15 protein-coding genes are annotated in these 20,033 nt (G+C 43.1%); 9 read left to right on the top strand and 6 right to left on the bottom strand.

Annotated elements, in window-relative coordinates:
• The first annotated feature begins 8 nt into the window (after nt 1-8).
• The 5 genes from QUF19_RS24010 to QUF19_RS23990 all read left to right on the top strand — a co-directional run bounded on the left by QUF19_RS24010 (nt 9) and on the right by QUF19_RS23990 (nt 5,269).
• A complete protein-coding gene (locus QUF19_RS24010; protein WP_286300421.1) occupies nt 9-725 on the top strand; it encodes a GntR family transcriptional regulator in 717 nt (238 codons plus the stop codon).
• Nucleotides 726-946: 221 nt separating this feature from the next.
• Nucleotides 947-1,843, top strand: coding sequence for a hypothetical protein (locus tag QUF19_RS24005; protein ID WP_286300419.1), 897 nt, complete (start codon nt 947-949; stop codon nt 1,841-1,843).
• 89 nt (nt 1,844-1,932) lie between these two features.
• On the top strand, nt 1,933-2,847 hold the full coding sequence (locus QUF19_RS24000) for a DUF481 domain-containing protein (protein WP_434784925.1): 915 nt from the start codon (nt 1,933-1,935) through the stop codon (nt 2,845-2,847).
• Nucleotides 2,848-3,101: 254 nt separating this feature from the next.
• Entirely contained in the window at nt 3,102-4,058 is a 957-nt protein-coding gene (locus QUF19_RS23995; RefSeq protein WP_286300417.1) for a polysaccharide lyase family 7 protein, read from the top strand.
• Between the two features lie 299 nt (nt 4,059-4,357).
• Nucleotides 4,358-5,269, top strand: coding sequence for a 2OG-Fe(II) oxygenase family protein (locus QUF19_RS23990; RefSeq protein WP_286300415.1), 912 nt, complete (start codon nt 4,358-4,360; stop codon nt 5,267-5,269).
• Nucleotides 5,270-5,412: 143 nt separating this feature from the next.
• On the opposite strand, the gene QUF19_RS23985 is transcribed toward QUF19_RS23990, so the two are convergent.
• The 4 genes from QUF19_RS23985 to QUF19_RS23970 form a co-directional block, all read right to left on the bottom strand.
• Nucleotides 5,413-8,490, bottom strand: coding sequence for an efflux RND transporter permease subunit (locus QUF19_RS23985; RefSeq protein ID WP_286300413.1), 3,078 nt, complete (start codon nt 8,488-8,490; stop codon nt 5,413-5,415).
• Nucleotides 8,477-9,748, bottom strand: coding sequence for an efflux RND transporter periplasmic adaptor subunit (locus tag QUF19_RS23980; protein WP_286300411.1), 1,272 nt, complete (start codon nt 9,746-9,748; stop codon nt 8,477-8,479). The genes QUF19_RS23985 and QUF19_RS23980 overlap by 14 nt, the downstream gene beginning before the upstream one ends.
• A gap of 209 nt (nt 9,749-9,957) precedes the next feature.
• Nucleotides 9,958-11,151, bottom strand: a complete 1,194-nt coding sequence (locus QUF19_RS23975) for an outer membrane protein transport protein (protein WP_286300409.1) — start codon at nt 11,149-11,151, stop codon at nt 9,958-9,960.
• Entirely contained in the window at nt 11,141-13,360 is a 2,220-nt protein-coding gene (locus QUF19_RS23970; protein ID WP_286300407.1) for a lipase, read from the bottom strand. Before QUF19_RS23970 ends, QUF19_RS23975 begins: the two co-directional genes overlap by 11 nt.
• Nucleotides 13,361-13,717: 357 nt before the next feature.
• Here QUF19_RS23970 and QUF19_RS23965 point away from each other — a divergent pair, with 357 nt between their 5' ends.
• The 3 genes from QUF19_RS23965 (at nt 13,718) to dcuC (ending at nt 16,771) form a co-directional block, all read left to right on the top strand.
• On the top strand, nt 13,718-14,422 hold the full coding sequence (locus QUF19_RS23965; protein ID WP_286300405.1) for a winged helix-turn-helix domain-containing protein: 705 nt from the start codon (nt 13,718-13,720) through the stop codon (nt 14,420-14,422).
• The gene (locus QUF19_RS23960; RefSeq protein ID WP_286300402.1) at nt 14,415-14,921 is read left to right on the top strand and encodes a hypothetical protein; all 507 of its coding nucleotides are present in this window, start codon (nt 14,415-14,417) and stop codon (nt 14,919-14,921) included. The genes QUF19_RS23965 and QUF19_RS23960 overlap by 8 nt, the downstream gene beginning before the upstream one ends.
• Nucleotides 14,922-15,403: 482 nt before the next feature.
• Nucleotides 15,404-16,771, top strand: coding sequence for an anaerobic C4-dicarboxylate transporter DcuC (gene dcuC, locus QUF19_RS23955; RefSeq protein ID WP_016785306.1), 1,368 nt, complete (start codon nt 15,404-15,406; stop codon nt 16,769-16,771).
• Nucleotides 16,772-16,927: 156 nt separating this feature from the next.
• Here the strand turns inward: dcuC and QUF19_RS23950 are convergent, their stop codons facing one another.
• The gene (locus QUF19_RS23950; protein ID WP_102433842.1) at nt 16,928-17,560 is read right to left on the bottom strand and encodes a response regulator; all 633 of its coding nucleotides are present in this window, start codon (nt 17,558-17,560) and stop codon (nt 16,928-16,930) included.
• Entirely contained in the window at nt 17,547-19,277 is a 1,731-nt protein-coding gene (gene narQ, locus QUF19_RS23945; RefSeq protein ID WP_102433843.1) for a nitrate/nitrite two-component system sensor histidine kinase NarQ, read from the bottom strand. The genes QUF19_RS23950 and narQ overlap by 14 nt, the downstream gene beginning before the upstream one ends.
• Nucleotides 19,278-19,530: 253 nt before the next feature.
• On the opposite strand from narQ, the gene napF reads away from it, so the two are divergent.
• Nucleotides 19,531-20,010 (top strand): ferredoxin-type protein NapF, encoded by a 480-nt coding sequence (gene napF / locus QUF19_RS23940; RefSeq protein WP_286300390.1) that lies wholly within the window; start codon nt 19,531-19,533, stop codon nt 20,008-20,010.
• Nucleotides 20,011-20,033: the final 23 nt, after the last annotated feature.

The raw sequence follows: 20,033 nt of genomic DNA, 5'->3' as shown, positions 1-20,033 counted from the left end.
AGGCAAAAATGGCAAGACTCCCGATGTATCGCCAAATCGCCGATGCAATAAGAGAAAAGATCAGTTCTGGTGAATATAAAGTTGGAGAAGCACTTCCAACAGAAGCACAGCTACGTGAAGTCTTTTCTGTCAGCCGTGTCACCGTAAGACAAGCACTCAAGCTACTGATCGAAAATGATGAGCTTGAAAGTGTTCAAGGCAGCGGCACTTATGTGAAAGAGAACAAGATCAATTACGACATCTACAAACAGTCGAGCTTTCAAGAAAAGTGGGCGCATTTGGATGTGGTCACGCACAGTGAGGTTTTGGCCTTTGAAATGAAACCCTGCTCTTTGGTGATGTCTGAACATCTAGATATCAAAGAAGGCGAATTGGTTTTCTACGTAAAGCGTGTTCGTTTCATAGACAACAACCCAATCACGGTTGAAGAGACTTGGTTGCCAGTTGCCCTATTCCCGGATCTTACCTATCAAGTGATGCAAACATCAAAATACGACTTTATTGAAAACACCAAAGGCATGGTGATTGATCGAAGTGAGCAAGAACTGGTTCCGATTCTTCCACCTGAAGACGTGGCTAAACAGTTGGATATCGACCCTGCTCAACCGATTATTGAAAAGCGAACTCGTGGTTATCTCGCCAATAACACGGTATTTGAATACAGCCGAAACTACTTCACATCTAACGATTACCGATTCACTTTGGTCGCAAAACGCCAAAGATAATACTCAATCAAGTATTGCTATAACTAACACAGAGGACCCCCGTCCTCTGTGAAAGCCCTCATTCCCTAAACGATAAACCTCAGCGCTACCACTCCAAATATTCCTAAACCAATATCAAACAACCTCACGAAAGATCATTCACATTCATTGAAATATTCCGAGCGTCATTTGGCCATAAAATGAACGCCAAATTACAAGAACAACAGTCGACAGGAATGTAGATGAATACCAAACAACTTGAGGACGCGGTAAGTGAAGTGACCTTGTTCAACCAGCACCTGCACTTAATCCAATCCGTCCATACCATTCCGACACCAAAAGTAAATTGGGAGTCGATTGCCATGGAACCTGCGCCTGCAATGCCAACGGTTCGCTTCGATCATAAAGTCAAAGCCATGAAAGCGCTTGATGAATACAAGCCATACTGGCTCGATATACTTTTGGGTAACAAATCTAAGTTTCACACCCTCACAAACAATGTCGAGCAAGCAGCAGAGAAAGACATCGAACAATATAAAACGGAATTTGTACATTGGGTTCAGAACTACAGCTATTGGGCAAAAGGCAATCAATTGTCGAAAGGCGTTTTGAATAACGATAGCGAATCAAAGTTGTCTGCTCTTTCTGAAGCTCAGCAGAACCCAATGAACGCGGCAGTGGTCGACACCAAGCTGATAAACCACAACTTTAATACCTTCAAGAATGGTCACCTGTTAGAAATCAACATTCAGGTTAATAGGCACAACGTGATTCCTAAAGAGAAAAAGGTACTGTGCCAAGGCGAAGTAAAGTTAGAAACCTTATCCCTTTCAGAAAGCAACGCCTTATATCGAGAGTACGTGTGCAGCTGTATTCTTAAATGTGCGCAGGACTCTTTCAATGTCTTACCCGAGACAAGCGTCGTGATCAATGTTGAACAAATCTCAGCAGACCATTCCAATGAAACCATTCTTTCGTGTCATATCGAAAAAGGGTTACTGGAATTCTTATTGATTGAAGATGACAAGCCCTCAGAGATCCTTGAATTCTTTGTTCATATCGAAGATTTCAACCCTCATAGAGGCAACGGGTTTTCTGCGATCAAAACCATCTTCTCGCCTTTTCCTATCGCGTCGTAACTCACTCGACCATACGGTTCAATCATTGACTACTCATCACGACTAACCCTTGGTTGGTCGTGTTAAATCACTTTATATACCTAACCATTATGTCGACAAACGCTATTTCAGAATCAACACACCAAGTAAGAGACACAGATCTATACAAACGCAATTTCAACCCGTTACCTCTAATTGCGATGGTTCTGTCTGTGCAGGTATTCGCTGAAGAAACGGTACTGAAGGAAGAAGCCGCTCCAATTGAAGAACCTACGCTTACAGAACAACCCGAGCTTACAGAAGAGCAAGCCTTCCAAGACGAAGCGATATTGGTAGAAAAGTCGGAATCGGAACAAGAAGACGAGTCACCCTTCACTACATTAACCAAACTGGGGTTTATCTACTCTCAAAACACCAGTTCATCGTTATCTATCAACTCTGGAATATCCGTTGGCTACAAGAAAGAAAACTGGGGACAGCGAGTTCAGTTCGACACCTACTATACCGATGCTGAAAATGATGAAGATGGTACTAATCGTTATACCACCAACTATGGCATCAGCTATGACTTAAACGAAGTCACCTATTTGGTTGCGACAACACGTTTTGAACACGACCACTTTGGTACCTATCGTAAGCAGTTCATCGCTGCTACCGGACTAGGTCGTCACTTTTACGATACCGAAAGAATTAAGCTTCAAGGATCGGCGGGCCCGGGTTATCGAATCAGTAAACGACAATCCTCCGATGAAGAGTTCCCCAACAAAGAGAACTATGAACTGATCGTTAATGCTAGTGTTGATGGCTCGCTAACGCTCACAGAAACGTTTTCTATGGGCGCAACCGCTAACATGGCTTACGGTGAAGAGAACACCAACTACAACCTTAAGGGCTACCTAAAGAACATTCTGATGGGCAATTTAGCGCTAACGTTTGATACCGAATACATTTACAACACAACCGTCGCTTCAGACCAAAGCAACGCCGAAATCTACAGCTCAATGAACCTAAACTACGACTTCTAAGAAAAGTTTCCCCCATCGAATATGCAAAAGGATTTGCATGTTCGTTCAGCGAATCATTACTAGACCGTATGTAAAAGATAACCTCATTGATCCAACGGCTACTTCCATTACTTAGAAAAATTGTATTGAGATGTGTTTTTGGAATCGGTAACTCAGAGCTCTGTCAGTTATATGTAAAACCGCTCTTGGACCAATGAAAACCCCGTAATTTATCGTTAAAGTTCGCCTACCTTTTGTATTACAAATTACTTTTTATGTTCAAATATCAACACACTTTAAAATACTTCAAGATTGCTGCACTTATTTCTAGCGGTTTATTACTCACAGGCTGTGAAGCTAATGCTAAAAGCGAACAAGCAGAGCTTAAAACATGCACAGATTGCAATTGGAACATCGAGCAATGGAAAATCACCCTTCCAGTCAGTGGTGACGATTACTACAACAATGGCCGTAGCAGCGCAGCCGAGCTCATTCCCCAAGAATGTAATGGTAAAGAGTACTTAACCAACGACACTCATCTTCCTTGGTTCTCTCGTGAGTCTGTTAATGGCGAAGAACGTCTAAAATTCACCGTTGATCTTGGTGGTCAAGTTTCAACTACAGCAAACACAAAATACGCTCGTTCGGAACTTCGTGAATTGTATAAGTTCAATACCGAAAATCGATGCAGCACTAAAGACCAAAACTGGGCGGTAACAGGGACACATGAACTTAAAGCGACAGTGAGCGTTGATCAGTTCCCGAATAAAGACGTGACAGGCAGTGACCCAAAAGTCGTTCTCGGCCAAATTCATGGTAAAGACATTAAACAAGCGCTAGTGAAATTGCAGTGGGATGGTGAAAATAAGCCGGTACGTGTTGTTCTGAACGATTCATTTCTACCAGGAAACAAAATGTGTAGCGACTGTCAGCCATTCAGTGTCAACCTAGGAGTCGCACCTGCAAACCTGGATTGGGATTACACGATTCGCCTCGATGAGCAAGGTATTTACCTTTCAACACTCATTAATGACGAATTATCAGAGCGCTTCTTACCTTGGGGCATCGAAACAGAAGATCGTGATGGTAACAAGGTTACGTTGTCAAAAGCATGGTTAAAGGAAGAGTACTACTTTAAAGCCGGTCTTTACGCCCAAATAAAGCCTTCAAGAGAGTTTGCTGGTCAAGTATTCTCGGTTAGCTTTTCGAAGATCAATATTGATCATAGATAGAATGTCACCCCATCAGTTGTGTCTAAAATCACTACTGATACTTGAAAACGGCGTGTGGGTATCTCATCCATACGCTGTTTTATCACTGATACACCCACGACATCGCAACTAGCTAAGCAAACCTTGCGTTCATTGTTAAAATGACCACGTCTAATCAAGGACTGACAGCTTCTTAAAGTAACCCATCCTTTACACTGATTATATAGAAAACGTTAATTCTGTTTTGCGTAACGCCCTGTTTATCTACAAACCTTGGTGTAATAGATTGGGCTCAAGCAAACAAAAGGAGCGAATACATTATGTTATCTAATCAACTAGAGCGTGCACGCGCCATCGATTTACCAACACGCGAAGCGATGCTTCAACGAACTCCTTCTGTGCAACAGTTTTGGGACAACAATAAAAGCCTGTTCAGTGAAGCTTGGAAAGAGTGGGAAGTGAGTGCCGAAGGCAGCCAGCTAAATTTCGATGATTCAATATTAGACGCTCGTCTGCGTGAAGCCGTTAGAGAGGCGTGGCAAGATCCAACGAAAGAAATTGCAGTGCAAGACTTGCTCGAAGAGGTCTCACCTGGTGTGTTTAAATTCCAGTTCTTTGACCCGGAGCGTTTGGCCGGACTGCGCGATTACTTAGAAGAAGTATCTAAGGCTCAAATCCCGTTGCGCCCGCCTTACGGCATAGTGCTCAACCAAGGTGGTGCGATGCTGGACAGCCGCTCTGAAGGCTATTTAGCCGCGCCGAGTTTCCAAGCGTTTTATCGTGATCTGCTCGACAGTTACATGCGTCCAATTGCGCGTTTGTTGTTCCCAGAAATCATGGGCTACGATTCGCAAACTTTTGGATTCTCAATTCAGTATCAAGCGAACAAAGACACCTCTTTGCGCCTTCATACTGATGCATCGTCTGTCACGCTCAATATCAATCTGAATTTACCCGATGAAGCGTTTTCAGGCTCTGCACTCAACTTTTATGACCCTATAACGGGTAAAATGAATGAGGCGACGTTTACCCCCGGAATGGCAATAATCCACCGAGGAAACGTAGCACACGCGGCATTGCCAATTACCAGTGGTGAGCGTTCTAACTTCGTGTTGTGGTTGTACGGTGACCGTGGACAGATCCCACAACATAACTCGGCATTGGAACCGATAGACGCTCATCAGCGTTGGACGGTACCAACGGTTGTGCCAGATAACTTTGCTCCGTTCTAGATAATTTCGCACCGTTTTTATCGGTTCGATTCAGTTAGCTTGTTCAGGCGACTAATACAGTAAATAACAAAGCGCCCACCATGAATAATGGTAGGCGCTTTTTCGTTTCTTCGATTACGTGAACTGTAAACCGATTAGATAGATTAGGCTGGTTTGGCTCTCAATCGAGTCAATACATCCATTTGCTTTAAGTTCGCCATACCGACATACGCGACTGGCACTAAGAACAATGAGAAGAAAGTTCCGACAGACAAGCCACCGACCAGTACTAATCCAATATTAATACGACCTAATGAACCCGGACCATCAGCCAGCGCTAGCGGCAATGAACCTAGAATCATCGTTAGTGACGTCATCAAGATAGGACGTAATCTTGAACGTGCACTGCTGATCGCCGCTTCCTGAGCACTAGCACCAGACTTACGTTTCTCGTTCGCAAACTCCACCAGCAAGATACCGTGTTTAGTCACTAAGCCAACCAAAGTCAGCAAACCAATTTTCGAATAGATATTGAGGCTTTGTCCAAATATCGATAACGTCAGAATCGCACCCACGATACACAACGGAACCGTTAGCAAGATGATCATTGGGTCGACAAAACTTTCAAACTGCGCTGCCAAAATCAGGAAGATGAAAATTAACGCCAATACAAACAGCACCTGTGCACCGGCGGTTGAATCAACGAGATCTTTTACAATTCCGTTGAATTCGTAGCTCTGCGCTGGTTTCAATAGACTTGGAACGGTGTCATCAATATAAGCTTTCACATCGCTAGCCGTATATCCAGGCATTAAATCTGCGGTAATCTCAGCGCTGTCTTTACCCATGAATGTCTTGAAGTTCGATTCTGATGTCACTTGTTTAATCGATACAAACTGAGATAAAGGAAGCCTTTGACCCGACTGTGAATCCACATACAGCTTATCAAGCACCTTGAAATCACCAAGATCACTCAGGTTTACTTGAACTTGGATCGGGTATGTATAGCCATCATCCGCTTGTAAATCGGCCGCTTTCACTGAACCTAAGAAAGTCGATAGCGCATTGGTGACATTACTGTAATCCACGCCAGACAATACAATCGCATTGCGGTCAATCGACAAGTCATAACGCAATTGGTCACGCAACATTGAGTTTTTAATGTTGGTCACGCCTTCGTATTTCTCTAGCGCTTCCACCACCTCGTTCGCCGTTTCCGATAATACGGTGGTATCACGGTTAACCGTCGTTAACTCAAGGATCATGTTAGTAGCAATGTTCAAGTTATCAGCAGAGCGAACCTTGAAAGACATACCATAAGCAGAGACTGAACTTTGCGCTTTGGCAATAAACTCATTCACCAACTCATCGGCAGATTGGTCGCGCTCTCCCCATGGTTTTAATAGAACGTGGTTGGTCGGAGTGCCTTCAATGTAAGACAAGTTCGCTTCCACCGAGTCATCACCTTTGAACACGCTGTTGAGTTGTTCATTATTGTCGAGATGATACTGACGCCCCACTCCTGTAGGAGGCGTTGAAGTGACCTCAACAAAGCCAGTATCTTCCGTTGGAAGCAGCACTTGAGGCATCTTCCAAACAGCCAAAGCAGACAGTGCAATCAGCATCAAAGCGATACCGCTCATCAGAGCTTTACGCTCAAACCATTTGCCTAGCTCTTTGGTGTACACATCAGAAAGGACATTCAGTTTAGCATCGACCTTTTGGTACCACTTTGCTGGTGTTGAAACAGGCTTCATCAAATAAGCGCTCATCATGGGTGAGAGCGTTAACGCCACAAAACCAGAGATGATCACCGCTGCCGCAAGCGTGAAAGCAAATTGTCTAAACAGGTCGGCGGTTAAGCCTGCCATTAGGCCAATTGGCAAATACACAACAGCTAAGGTAAGCGTCATCGCAATCACTGGGAATACGATCTCTCGACACCCTTTGATTGCCGCATTAAACGGAGTTTCACCCTCTTCGATATGTCGGTAGCAGTTTTCAGCCACAACAATCGCATCATCGACTACCAAACCAATCGCAAGAATGATCGCCAAAATAGTCAGTACGTTGATGCTAAAACCAAGCAAGTGCATCACCGCAAACACACCTATCACGCACACTGGAATGGTAATGATCGGAATCGAAGCCACACGAACGGAGCCTAGGAAAAGAACGACAACAGCAGAAACAAGAACAATCGCTTCAACTAAAGTCATGAAGCCTTCATCAATCGCGGTTTTAATGAAATCTGCTTGGTTGTAAACCATCTTCATCTCAATGCCTTCTGGCAACTGAGGTTGAATCAAGTCGATTTGCTTCTTCACTTTATTGGCGACGGTGACTGGGTTTTCACTTTTCAGTGGCAGTACCTGAATCGACATCGCTAGGTTGTCGTCTACACGAAGAATACTTGGTGTTAGGCTTTCTTCACCCATTTTGACTTCGGCAATATCGCCTATACGAATGATCTTGCCATTATCGACACGAACCACCAAGTCTCGAACATCATCGACGCTGGTCACTTGGTTGACTGGGTTAATTGAGAAGTCTCGTACCTGACCTTTGATGGTACCTGCTGTAAACGTCGCGTTGTATGAGCTTAATGTGTTCACCACGTCTGACGCGCTCATGTTAAGCGCCATCATGCGATCGGGTTGTAGCCAAACACGCACCGCCTTTTCACTGCCGCCGTACGGGCCCCAAATACCACCGACACCTTGAATATGCTTAAACTGCGGCACGACTTGTTGGCTGATGTAATCGTACATATCTTGCTTAGACATCTTGCCAGTGTTCACAAAAGTAATGATATTACTCGGCATACTGGTGTCAGAAGAGTCATCTGTGACCGTCGGCTTGTCCGTCATACTCGGCGGGAAATCACCAATCGCTTCGACACTGCTGCGTAGGTTGTTCATCAGGCTCGTGTATTCGACTTCATCAATGTCGTCTTCAAAGATGATTTTAAGATTGCACGTTCCTTCCTGACAGTCGGTGGTCATCGTTTTCACGCTATCAAGACCAGTCGCCGCAGTGATCAGTTTGTCTGCCACGTTACGTGACATGAACTCAGCACTCGCACCATTAATCGCAGCCGTTACCGTTGCAGAAGGTGTTTTGTGATCAGGGAAATACTGAATCGATAATTTCTGAAATGACAGCAGACCAAGTAACACAATAGCGATACTCAGGACGGATGCAAAAACAGGGTGCTTAATACAAATCTCAGGAAGCTTCATTCACGTTCTCCTCGGTCGTCGCTTCCTTGCCTGAATTTACGGTATTTTTTGAATCCTTTGATGGTTCGATTTCGACTTGTTCTGCCGTCACGCCGTTCGTTTTTGGGAGTTCTGTACTCGCTTCTTCAAGCAGTTCAGCTTTCACTTTTGGTGATTGCTTTGTCCAATCGACAGAAGGCTCGATTGGGTGCTGTTCTTGGACTGACTTAACGGTTTTCACCTCTGCATTTGGATTCATCACCTTAACCAGAGATTCAACTTTGAGATTCTGTTGTCCTGTCGCAACAACGCTTTCTCCTAGCTCAAGTCCCTTCTCGACCACCACATAACCATCATTAGTATTTACACCTAACTCAACGATTCGTTGTTCGATGTTGTTACCGTTCACCACCCATACAAAGCGCTTAGTGTCTTTTGCTTGCACCGAGTTTTGAGACACAACCATTTGCATTGAATCTTCGCTGGTCATTTGGCTCAACTTGGCAAACATACCCGGAACTAAACGATGCTTAGGGTTGGTGACATGAGCATGAACCTCAACACGACCAGAACTTTCGTCAACGGCCGGCGCGATATAATCAACCACACCTTCGAACGACTCCTCGGGGAATGCGTCCACTTGAATCAAGACACTCTGACCGAGCTTTGCATTACCCAAGTCAGACTGGCCAATCGCATATTGCACTTCAACAGGATCAAGCTTGATCAAGCTAACCAATGCCGTCGAACTGTCTATTTTACTTCCGACCGAATGGCTGAAATTAGTAAGCTGCCCGTCAAATGGCGCAACCAACAGGTAATCGTTCATCAGTGCTTCTTTCTGACGGAAATCGGCCGCCGCTAGATTGGCTTGCTCTTTTAGCTCTTCTACGTCTTGTTGAGACATGGAGTCAGGTTGCTTCTTTAGTAACTCTCGCACACGTTTCAACTTCGATTTCGCTAGTGCGAGTGAGCTTCTTGCTTTATCAAGATCGGCTTTAGCTTTGGTGTTATCGAGCTGAGCGATCAATTCACCTTTCTTAACGGAATCGCCATCTTTGAAATGAATCGTAAGTATTTTGTCGGAAGCACTGAAAGTAAGCGCTGCAGAGTCTGTCGCCCTAATTTTGCCTACTTCTCGAATTGATGAGGTAAAAGCCTGTGTATGCGCTTTTTCGACCGTGACGGGCACCAATGGTGAGTCTTGTGCTAGCGTCGGTGTTGTATTTAAGGCGAATAGAGCCAAAGCAATGGTTTTACTAAGCTTTTTAAATTTCATGTTCAATAACCATAAGTCGCCACAATCATCTGATTTGAAGCGTTTTTCTGTGCAGCCGTTGTTAGCTAAATAAGCATCCAGCTATTTATATCAATGCTAACAACAGCCATAAGTTCGGAATAGGGCTCAATATTGCTAATGAGCCTTACGATGTTTTTACTTGGCTAAACCAAGAACGAAAATGAATAATTAGGGTTTATGACTACTCGCTAAAAACGATGCTGATATTGAACACCAACGAGCAAAGCATCGGCGGTGACATCAGCAGATATATTGGATTGGCTTCCCGGAATGGTTGTTAAGCTCTCATCAACGTGTTGCGATTCACCAATGATGAATCCAACACCTAGATAGACAGAACTCGCTGGAGTCAGGTGATACGTACCACCCACGGTTACCCAGTGACGATTGACATCGGGAATAGATAAAGACGTCAGTTCATCGGTTGGAGAGATGTCATACATGTAGCCCGCTCGCAGAATGATGTCTTTTGACATGGTGTAAGTGCCGCCAACCGAAACGTGTCCCGCGTCTTTCCATTGGTAATCTTTAATGGAATCGTCATAAGAATCAGACGTTAACGAGTCAAATTCAGACCAATTCACCCATTGCAGACTGTAGTGGAAAGCCCACTGTTCGTTGAGTTGGTGCCACCCAGAAAACTCTAATGTGTCTGGCAACGGAACATTCATTTTGTCAGCCGCAACTCCGCCTTTCGTTATGTCACCTTCCACTTCGATATCCGGGCTATAACGGTAAGTGATACCAAATTTATTGCGCTCATTTACTTGATACGTTGCACCTACATTGGCACCTAAACCAAAGCCATCGGCATCAACATCGAGTAGATTCTTACGGTGAATTTCACCTTCACCGTAGATAACATCAATACCCGCGCCTAAGTTGATTTTTTCAGACAACTCATAAGCAACAGCAAAACCAACGTTGATACTTGAGAGCGCTGTTTTTCCTCCAAACTCATCCGCTTCAAACGAATCATCAAACTCAACATCCGTACCGAAATTGGAATGGATGGTTGCGCCCAAGGTAAATTTGGAACCTTGAATTGGATGCACGTAGTGGATATTCGGTACTAGCGTACCCGCGCTGAGTTCTTGGTCACTGATTGATGTCGTATCACCTATCAAAGGTGTGTAACTGATATTCGATACATCAATCCCACTATCGATATAGATAGCGCCTACCGACAACATAGGTTGTTCGATGTAAGCCATCGCAGCACTGTTCTTAGCAACAACCGCTGCGCTATCTGCCATTACCGCGTCACCTGCGAATGCACGACCTAAACCTGTTGCTGACTGCGCGTTAAGTTGAAAACCAGCTGCATTAGTTAAACAAGGGATCAGAGCAGCTGCAGTGCCCAATAAAAGTTTATTCTTCATCTTGAGGCACCTCAGTTTCGATATGATCTTCGTTGTTTATAACTACGACTGAGCCGTCACTCATTACCATTGAAGCAACAGCAACTTGCTGAGTGTCAACAGCTTCACGTACGTCAGACATATGTTCTCCCGGCATACCCGGTAATCCGTTTTCATCAACAGGACCTTCATACGGGAACAAGTAAGTACCGTGCCCCCCAGTTGTAGTCCTTATGGCGCCGCGCTTTTGATTTGTATTTTCTGATGTGCCTGTAATTGGATCTAAACCAAGAGCAGTAATTAGTGGCTCGGTACCAGTGCGAATATTGTCTGGGGCAGTGTTTGGAATAACGCTATCTGGAATGTAATCAACACCTACATCACAGGTTTCTCCGCAGTCTCCAACGGCAGCTAACAAAAGAGTCCGTTGCTCAGCCTTAACTTGACGGGATATGAAACTGGCAGGATCGGCACTATCAATCGTTGCTTGAACACCTTGTTTAAGATCGGTTACAACTAAATCAAAAATGTCATTCTCTAACTGACTCACAAGCAGCGCATTATCTGTTGAAAGTGCTACGAACTCTCTAAGTGCTTCAATACATTCTTGATTCGTCGCTTCTGCTGTACATATATCGGGTATGACAGTTTCAGCAATACCTCTCTGAACATCTGGAGACTTCTTAACACCTTCAGACATTTCAGGGCCTAAGGTTTGAGAAGACAAAACCAAATTCGTTAGTCCCTGTCCCGGAACAACAAAGTTCACCGTGTTAAATTCAAATTCAGAGTTTGCATGAAAATCAGAACTTACTTGACTAAATTCACTGACCATCACCGACATGATGCCGCCCAATGATTGCCCAATTAAGTGAATATCATCTTTTTTCACCCAAGCTTCCTGACTTAATGCATAACGAAGGCCTAAAAAATCGGACACAGATTGTTGAAGGTTAGAGCGCAGTGCTAAAGGCGAATCTACATTGATGAAGAACGCTTTGTTTGCTCTAGCGGAGATTTCCACATGTTCCGGGCTTGAGTCATAACGCATTCGCTCTCCGTGGTACGGCATGTCAATCGCAACAACGGCATACCCTTTTTTTGTATATTCCGCAGCCATTAAAGAAGCAGTACCGCGCTCCGCTGTCACACCGTGAATAAAGATTGCTGTAGGTAGCTGACTTCTTTTATCCCAGCCATCAGGGACATAGATATCTGCAGTTATATCTAACTCTTCGGTTACCTTCGGAGTTGGATCTCTTTCCGTAGGAAAACTATCATCGGTATTTGTAATCCACTCGTAAAGTGGCGGACAATTATCCTTCGGCTCAAATTCATCAATAATACACTCTGACTCTCTCGCTTTAGTAAAAGGTAAATAAGATGGGATTTTAAGTTGCTTGGTATACCAGTCGTAATCCTTCTTTCTTTCTGTAATCGGATTTAATTGACCAGTAAACGAAGTCCCAAATGACTCATGGTTGTATTTCATCGCATCAAGCTGAGAATAAGCGCTCTGAGTCTTAAACTGTGCCGCATAGACCGGAATACCTTTTCCAGAATATATGTCTTCATATGAGCTTATAGCGCTTATGACTTGTGTATGAAGATCTTGTTCTTTGTCGCTCTCGAATTGTGTATCCGAATATAATAGTTGCTCAAAGCTAGAATCGGCTTTTAAAGGCTCACCAAATTCAGTTTTGACTCCATCAGTAACAACAATTGAATAAACCCTGTTTTCAAACAACCCTGATTCACATTGAATTTTGATATTTGAACCATCGGCCGATATTCGAGTATCAACTTCATCGCCTGTTATTTCATCAATTAATACAACATGCCCAGCTAAGGTTTCGTTATTGAGTGGATAACGTTTATCTGAATTAACACTTTGTAGAGGAATTAAAATCGGTTCCGCACAAAGTCCCCAGCCGTCTAGGGCTGCGTATGAATTATTGTAATCTTGATAGTAGACATCGTTAGTCGATGACATTATTGCGACGTCTTCACCGACTCCGGTAATGGTTCCGTCATCGTCATACCCATAGCCATCGTTCGGTTTTGGTAGTTCATTAATGTTGTAAGGAACCAAAACGGAAACGGCATCTTGAGTCGAGTCTTCAGACTGACAGCCGAGTAAGGCAAGCGTAATTAGTCCACATAAATATGGCTTATTGAATTCTTTCAAAACAGCTCCTTCGTAGCTTTCGCATTTAACTGGTGTGGTCATGCGTTTTATCGTTATTTGAGTTGCCGGTTGAGTCGGAAGTAAGGTCGACTTTTATTCGCAGAGAGCAAGGCAACACAAAGATGGAATGACACGTTGATAGAACTACGTAAGAAATTTGAGCACTTTACCCACACCCACTAAATCAGCGTCACCAGTTAATGATCCAATAGCTACTAACACCAAGCACCTGAAACCGCATTAAACAACCTAAAAAAGGTTTATAAGGAAATCTAATCAGGTAAATAAAATCATTTAGGTCAGACACTTAAACATCAAAGACGGTGAAATCAGTAAGTTTATATTTGTAGTGATATTTGTTATATTTAGGTTAGAACGCTTATAACAATGAGAACCCAGATGTCTGCTGAATTTATTATCAATGATGATATACAGGTCAATTTAGAAGAGAGTGAAATCCACCACTTTAAGACAGGTCGTACATACCCAATAGGTTCTAATGAATCAGAGCTACTTAAGTTTTTTATCTCTAGGCCTAACGAAGTGATCACTCGCCAAGTTCTGATAGAACAGGTGTGGGTGTCGAAAGGTATCTACGTTGAAGATGGCAGCTTAATGCAAACGATCTCTATCTGCCGAAAAGCGTTAGAAGATAAGAGTGGGATGATTATTGTCACTGAACGCGGTAAAGGGTACCGATTTGCAGGGCAAGTAACACAAGACAAAGAGCGCGCATTACGCAAGATGCAAGCGCAGCCAAAACCCGAAGTAGAACAACCGACAGAGGCCTCAGTACAAGACAGCACAACGACAGAACAAGCAGCCCCAACAAAGAAGGCAAACAAAGCATTAGCGCTGATTGCTTTATTTGTAGTAACCGCTGGCTTATCCCATTACCTGTTTTCTTATTTAGATAGAAACAACTTAGGTGAAGAGCTCGCTGGCCAACACTTTATCTCTTGTAAAATAGCAACCGACGAGTTCACTTTTAAAGAGCTCTACAACGTTACTCTTTATGAATATAAGGGTCGCAAAATCATCATCGATAATTCAGGAAAATCTTTGAGCTTCCCTAGCGAATTTAAAGGAGTTACTTGTGAATAAAGAAAAAAAGATATTTGTTGTCGTCGTACTATTGGGTGTTTTAGTCGGCTGGCTCACAACCTTTATTCCTCAAACTCACCTTAAAGGCCATTATTTAGCCAACACAGCATCGGTGGTCAATCCGCCAGAGAAAATAATTTACAATCAAGCTTCTGTGGATATTGAGTTTAAGAAAAATAATAGCTATGAACTGTTATATGTTTCGACCAAAGAAGCTGGCTTTACATCGTCAGGTACTTACGTTGTCACCCAACACGATATTTCGTTAGATGAGACTCAACACGAGCAGATCATTCCAAATAGAGAACTTACGTTCTACGAGAAAGTGATGATCAGCGAAGGTGCCGTGCTCTCTTCGGATGCTATGACCTATATTCCATTAAATGATGAAGAACTCTTACTCGTTACTCAGCGTGGCATGATTCATTTTTGTAAAAAGGTAATATGTGGCGAGCTGCCAACGTATTCGAATGCAGACCCTGAACTAAACATCAACTAATCGTACTGTTCACTAACAAACTGATATTAGTAACGACTGTGCTACTAACCTCTGACGTTTACTTTTTTCATCATCAAGTAGGCGTCAGATCTTGTCCCTTCGATGGAAGAAATCCTCTCAGATGTAAAAACACTCTTCTCTAAGGTAAAAGCACCTTCCTTGAATGTAAGAAACAGCCCTTTCTCTTTGATTTACTCCACTAAGCTTGAAAAATCATAAATTTATAAATCAAACCCTTGATATGCAACCTCGCACAACGAAAGTGATCCAAGCTATATTCTAGCGAACGATATAATTTGTTTATTAACATCTAAACAACAGTAGTTATGCATGATTTACAACCACAATTAACATCGTAAAAAATGTTTGTCTTAGATCATATCAACCTCAACTATGCCTCGTGCCACAGTGCAGTTTTCTGTACATTCATTGTCATATTCTGAAACACTTTCTTATATTTTTTAAACTTTGTGGAGATTTCTATGTTAGAGCTCTTGATCGGATTAGTGATTACCATCGCTGTTGGTTACTTTATTGTGAAAGGCTATAAAGCAGCGGGGGTATTATTAACTGCTGGCCTTGCCCTACTTCTTATTACTGGCCTTATTGGTCACACAGTTTTACCAGCTAAGGTAGCTTCAACAGGTAACATGGTTACCGACTCACTAGAATTCGTTAAGTACATGCTTCAATACCGCGGGGGCGGCCTAGGTATGCAAATCATGCTTCTGTGTGGTTTCGCTTCATACATGACTCACATCGGCGCGAACAACGTGGTAGTAAAGCAATTTTCTAAACCACTTGCAGCGATCAAGTCACCTTATGTACTTCTTGTTGCGGCTTACATCGTAGCGTGTCTAATGTCTCTAGCAGTAAGTTCTGCAACAGGCCTTGGAGTTCTATTGATGGCGACCCTATTCCCGATGATGACGGCAATGGGTATTTCTCGCCCAGCAGCAGTTGCAGTTTGTGCATCTCCTGCAGCAATCATTCTTTCACCAACATCTGGTGATGTGGTTATTGCAGCTGAAAAATCAGGAATGTCTCTTGATGTATTTGCCGTTCAAACAGTACTTCCTGTTTCTATTTGTGCAATCATCGTGATGGCTGCAGCCGCTTTCTTCTGGAACAAGTATCTGGATAAGAAAGAAAACACACCAATGGAAAAAGTAGACGTTTCTGACATTGAAACGACGGCTCCCGCTTTCTACGCTGCACTGCCGTTCCTACCTATCATCGGTGTATTCCTATTTAACGGCCGTACAATTCCGGGCCTTTCACTTGATATCTATACCATCGTAGTGGGCTCTATCTTCGTGGGCGCTATCATCGATTACGTTGTGAAGAAGTTCGACGGCGAAAAGACGCTAGAAGATCTAGACTCTTGCTACCAAGGCATGGCAGAAGCATTCAAAGGCGTGGTAATGCTGTTGGTTGCGGCGGGCGTATTTGCTCAAGGCCTAATGTCTATCGGTGCGATTGATAACCTAATCGGTCTTGCTGAATCGGCAGGCGCAGGCGGTATCGCGTTAATGCTTATCCTGACAGGTCTAACGGTTGCTGCTGCTATCGCGACAGGTTCTGGTAACGCGCCATTCTATGCATTCGTAGAACTTGCTCCTTCACTGGCAGCGAAAATGGGCTTGAACCCAGCGTTCCTAATCATCCCAATGCTTCAAGCATCGAACCTAGGTCGTACAATTTCACCAGTATCTGGTGTAATCGTAGCGACTTCTGGTATGGGTAAAATCAGCCCATTTGAAGTCGTAAAACGTACTTCTGTACCGGTAATCTGTGGTCTTATCACGGTTATCTTCGGTACGCTTGTTCTAGTACCAATGGCAGCTTAATTCTCAGTGAAACAGACATGATAATTGAGATATAAAATGCCCTAACAAAAAGGCGCTGAACTTAATAAGTTCAGCGCCTTTTTTAATGTCGCATGTTCAATATCATTTGAAACGAGCAGTACGGCTTGAAATAGTTTTATTTCAAAGGAACAAGCCCTACTTCATTTCACCGTAGCGTTCTAGATACAGAACCGTTGCTGCTGTACGTGAAGGGACTTGCAGCTTCTTCAGCAAGCTTTTCATATGTACCTTAACTGTCGATTCAGAGATAAACAGATGATCAGCAATTTGCTTATTACGGTACCCTTTCGCAACTTCTTGAAGGATCTGAGTTTCACGTTCCGTCAGTTGGTCAAAAATGTCATTACGACTGTCAGCGTCGTTTAGGTAACGAGAAACGACACTGCTGTAGGCTTTATCGCCGCCGTGTGCTTGCTTAAGCAATTCGATGAGTTCATCGGGTTCGGTGTCTTTCAACAAGTAGCCATCAGCGCCCGCTTTTACGATAGCTTCGATATCTGCAGGGCTATCCGATACGGTTAAAATAACAATGTTAGCGCTTGAACCGTCGGTACGAAGTGCTTTTAGGGTATCTAATCCAGACATCCCTTTCATATTAAGATCCAAAAGGATCAAATCAGGTTCTTCTTCGTGAGCAAGGGCGACCGCTTCAGTGCCATTGCTTGCTTCTGCAATCACTTCGAATTCATCTTCAAAGCTTAGTAATTGGCTTATACCTCGGCGCATCAATGGATGATCATCAACCAGCATTACTTTACAAATCGTCAACTTTAACTTCCTTCAAACTTTTATATTTCAATATGACTGTACAGCCTTCACCTTGAGCCGCTTCAATCGTTAAGTCGCCATTCAGTCTTGCCGCACGCTCCTGCATAATGCTCATCCCGTAGTGGTTCATTCTCGAACTACCAGGGTCAAAGCCATCTCCATTATCTTTGATCACGACTAATACTTCACCATCTTCATCGATACAGCATACATCTATCAAGTCGGCATTGGCGTGTTTTATTGCGTTTATTGTTGCTTCACGAATCAATTGAAGCAAGTGAACTTGGCTGTGTGCATCAAGCTCAATAGATGACAGATTATTGGTTAAGTTAATCTTGGCATCCGTTCTTTCACTGAGTTGCTCAAGCATGGTGCTCAAAGCATCTCCGAAGTTACCCTCTTTAATGGATAACCTAAATGTAGTGAGCAACTCTCTTAACTGAGTATAAGCATCGGCCAAACCGTTACCTATCTCTGAAGCAATCTGCTCTGATTGTTCGCGATGTTTTTGCTCTGGTAATTTACCAATCACACGCTTCAATAAGGTCACTTGGATTTTCAGATACGAAAGTGACTGAGCAAGGGAATCATGCAGCTCACGGGCAATTGTCGCACGCTCTTCCATAATAATAAGCTGTTCAGCTTTCTTTTGCGCGCGATTGTAATAGATTGCTCGCGATAACAGTTGAATAAAGCTCTCTATTAACGTCTTGGTTGAGTGTCCATGATGATATGAGCAATACAAGTAACCCAAAATGAGTTCGTTATCATCCAGCTTCATCTCGAATTTTTCATAATCACGGTTCGAGTCATAGCCCTCATCCATAATCAATGAACGACCTGAATTATCAACTATCTCTAATCTTAATGACTCAATCCCTTCTAAGCTGACTAAGTGCTGCAAGATAGCCCGAAAGTTTTCAGGTGCAATCCGCGTTACCGTGAGTTCTTGAGAAGAATAGTAAAGCGCTTGTAATGATTGGTTAGCGTTTTGCAGTTCAATCGTTTTGGCATCAACGACATCTTCGAGGTTTCGATAAAGCACACCCAAATCTTTGGCCATTGAGTTAAACGTTTTGGTCAAAATACCGAGTTCATTACTGTTCGTGACTTCCAACTGAACCTCGAAATCACTGTTCTTTATTCGCTGACTTGCTCCAACTAACGCATGGAGAGGTTTAACAACTTGTTTACGTACGAAGTGAACAACAAAAAGAGATATGACGAGAATACCACCTAGCCCTACGCCACCAGCCCACGCTAATTTAATCAGCTTATATTCTGAAAACTCTTGAAGCTTGAAAACAAAGTGGTCTATCTCGTTCACGAAGTTTTCAACCAACACCAAATAGTGCTTTCGATCTTCGCTATTCAAAACACGTTTCAGCTCGTGCCAACGGCCAATAATTAAATAGTAATCTTCTGTGATGTCTGTCGGAACTTCCCAACTAACGAGTTCAGCCATTGAGGGCGAATACAGAGACTTTTCGAATTCATAAATGTGCGAATTGTAATCAACTGATTCTATTTGAATATCATGCGCCAAACGATAGCTCTGCATACGCATCGAACCTGCCACGTTTACTGCTTCTGCATCATTCAAACTCGACGCCAAAGTAAAGATAGCAAAGCCAGTTGTAGCAACCGACAGCAGCAATATAGACAGCAAGGATTTTGCTATTGTGCTAGTGACAGATGAAACCGGTTTTATAAGCAAAAGAGTCTTCCTAGTGAGAGGTGAGTAGCCAGCAAGATCGTATTGTCACACATCAAAAATCATAGCTCCATTCAATATGTGATCACTCGCTTTGTAATTTATTGATCTAAGACAATATATGCCCCTAATTAGCCCTTAGGGGGTATTTATACAATTGTTTCTAAAACTACACTACTTGTGAGGACTAATTACAAGATATTAATAGAATAATGACCTACAATTACAACATCTTAGCAACATCCATAGGTATCTAGTGGTAGATCTATCAAAACGCCGTCTATTTTCAAGACGAAAAGTTGACTCAAGCCAGATTCGTTTGCCTTGGATTAACAACCTAGAAAGCTTTGCAGATGACTGCACTCGCTGCGGTAAATGCATCGAGAGTTGTGAGACTAAGATAATCATTGTAGGCGATGGTGGATTTCCTACTGTCGATTTCTCTATCGATGAATGTACGTTCTGCTATCAATGTGCAGATGTTTGTCCTGAACCTATTTTCAAGCCAAAGCAAGGAGAGCCTTGGCAAGCAAAAGCACGTATTTCTGATAAGTGTTTAGCGCAACAAAATGTTGAATGCCGAAGCTGTGGTGACATGTGTGAACCTATGGCCATTCAATTTCAACTTAGAGCAGGCAGTGTTGCTCTACCAAAAATCGAGTTAAATGAGTGTAACGGTTGTGGAGCCTGCGTAGCAGTTTGCCCTACTTCAGCTATTCTTGTGAGTAATGCATAAAACAAAAATAACGAGAGCAATTT

Source organism: Vibrio sp. FE10 (assembly GCF_030297155.1).
GTDB lineage: Bacteria > Pseudomonadota > Gammaproteobacteria > Enterobacterales > Vibrionaceae > Vibrio > Vibrio apostichopi.
Note: the sequence above shows the minus strand (reverse complement) of the source record. Positions and strands in the feature narration are given on the sequence as shown.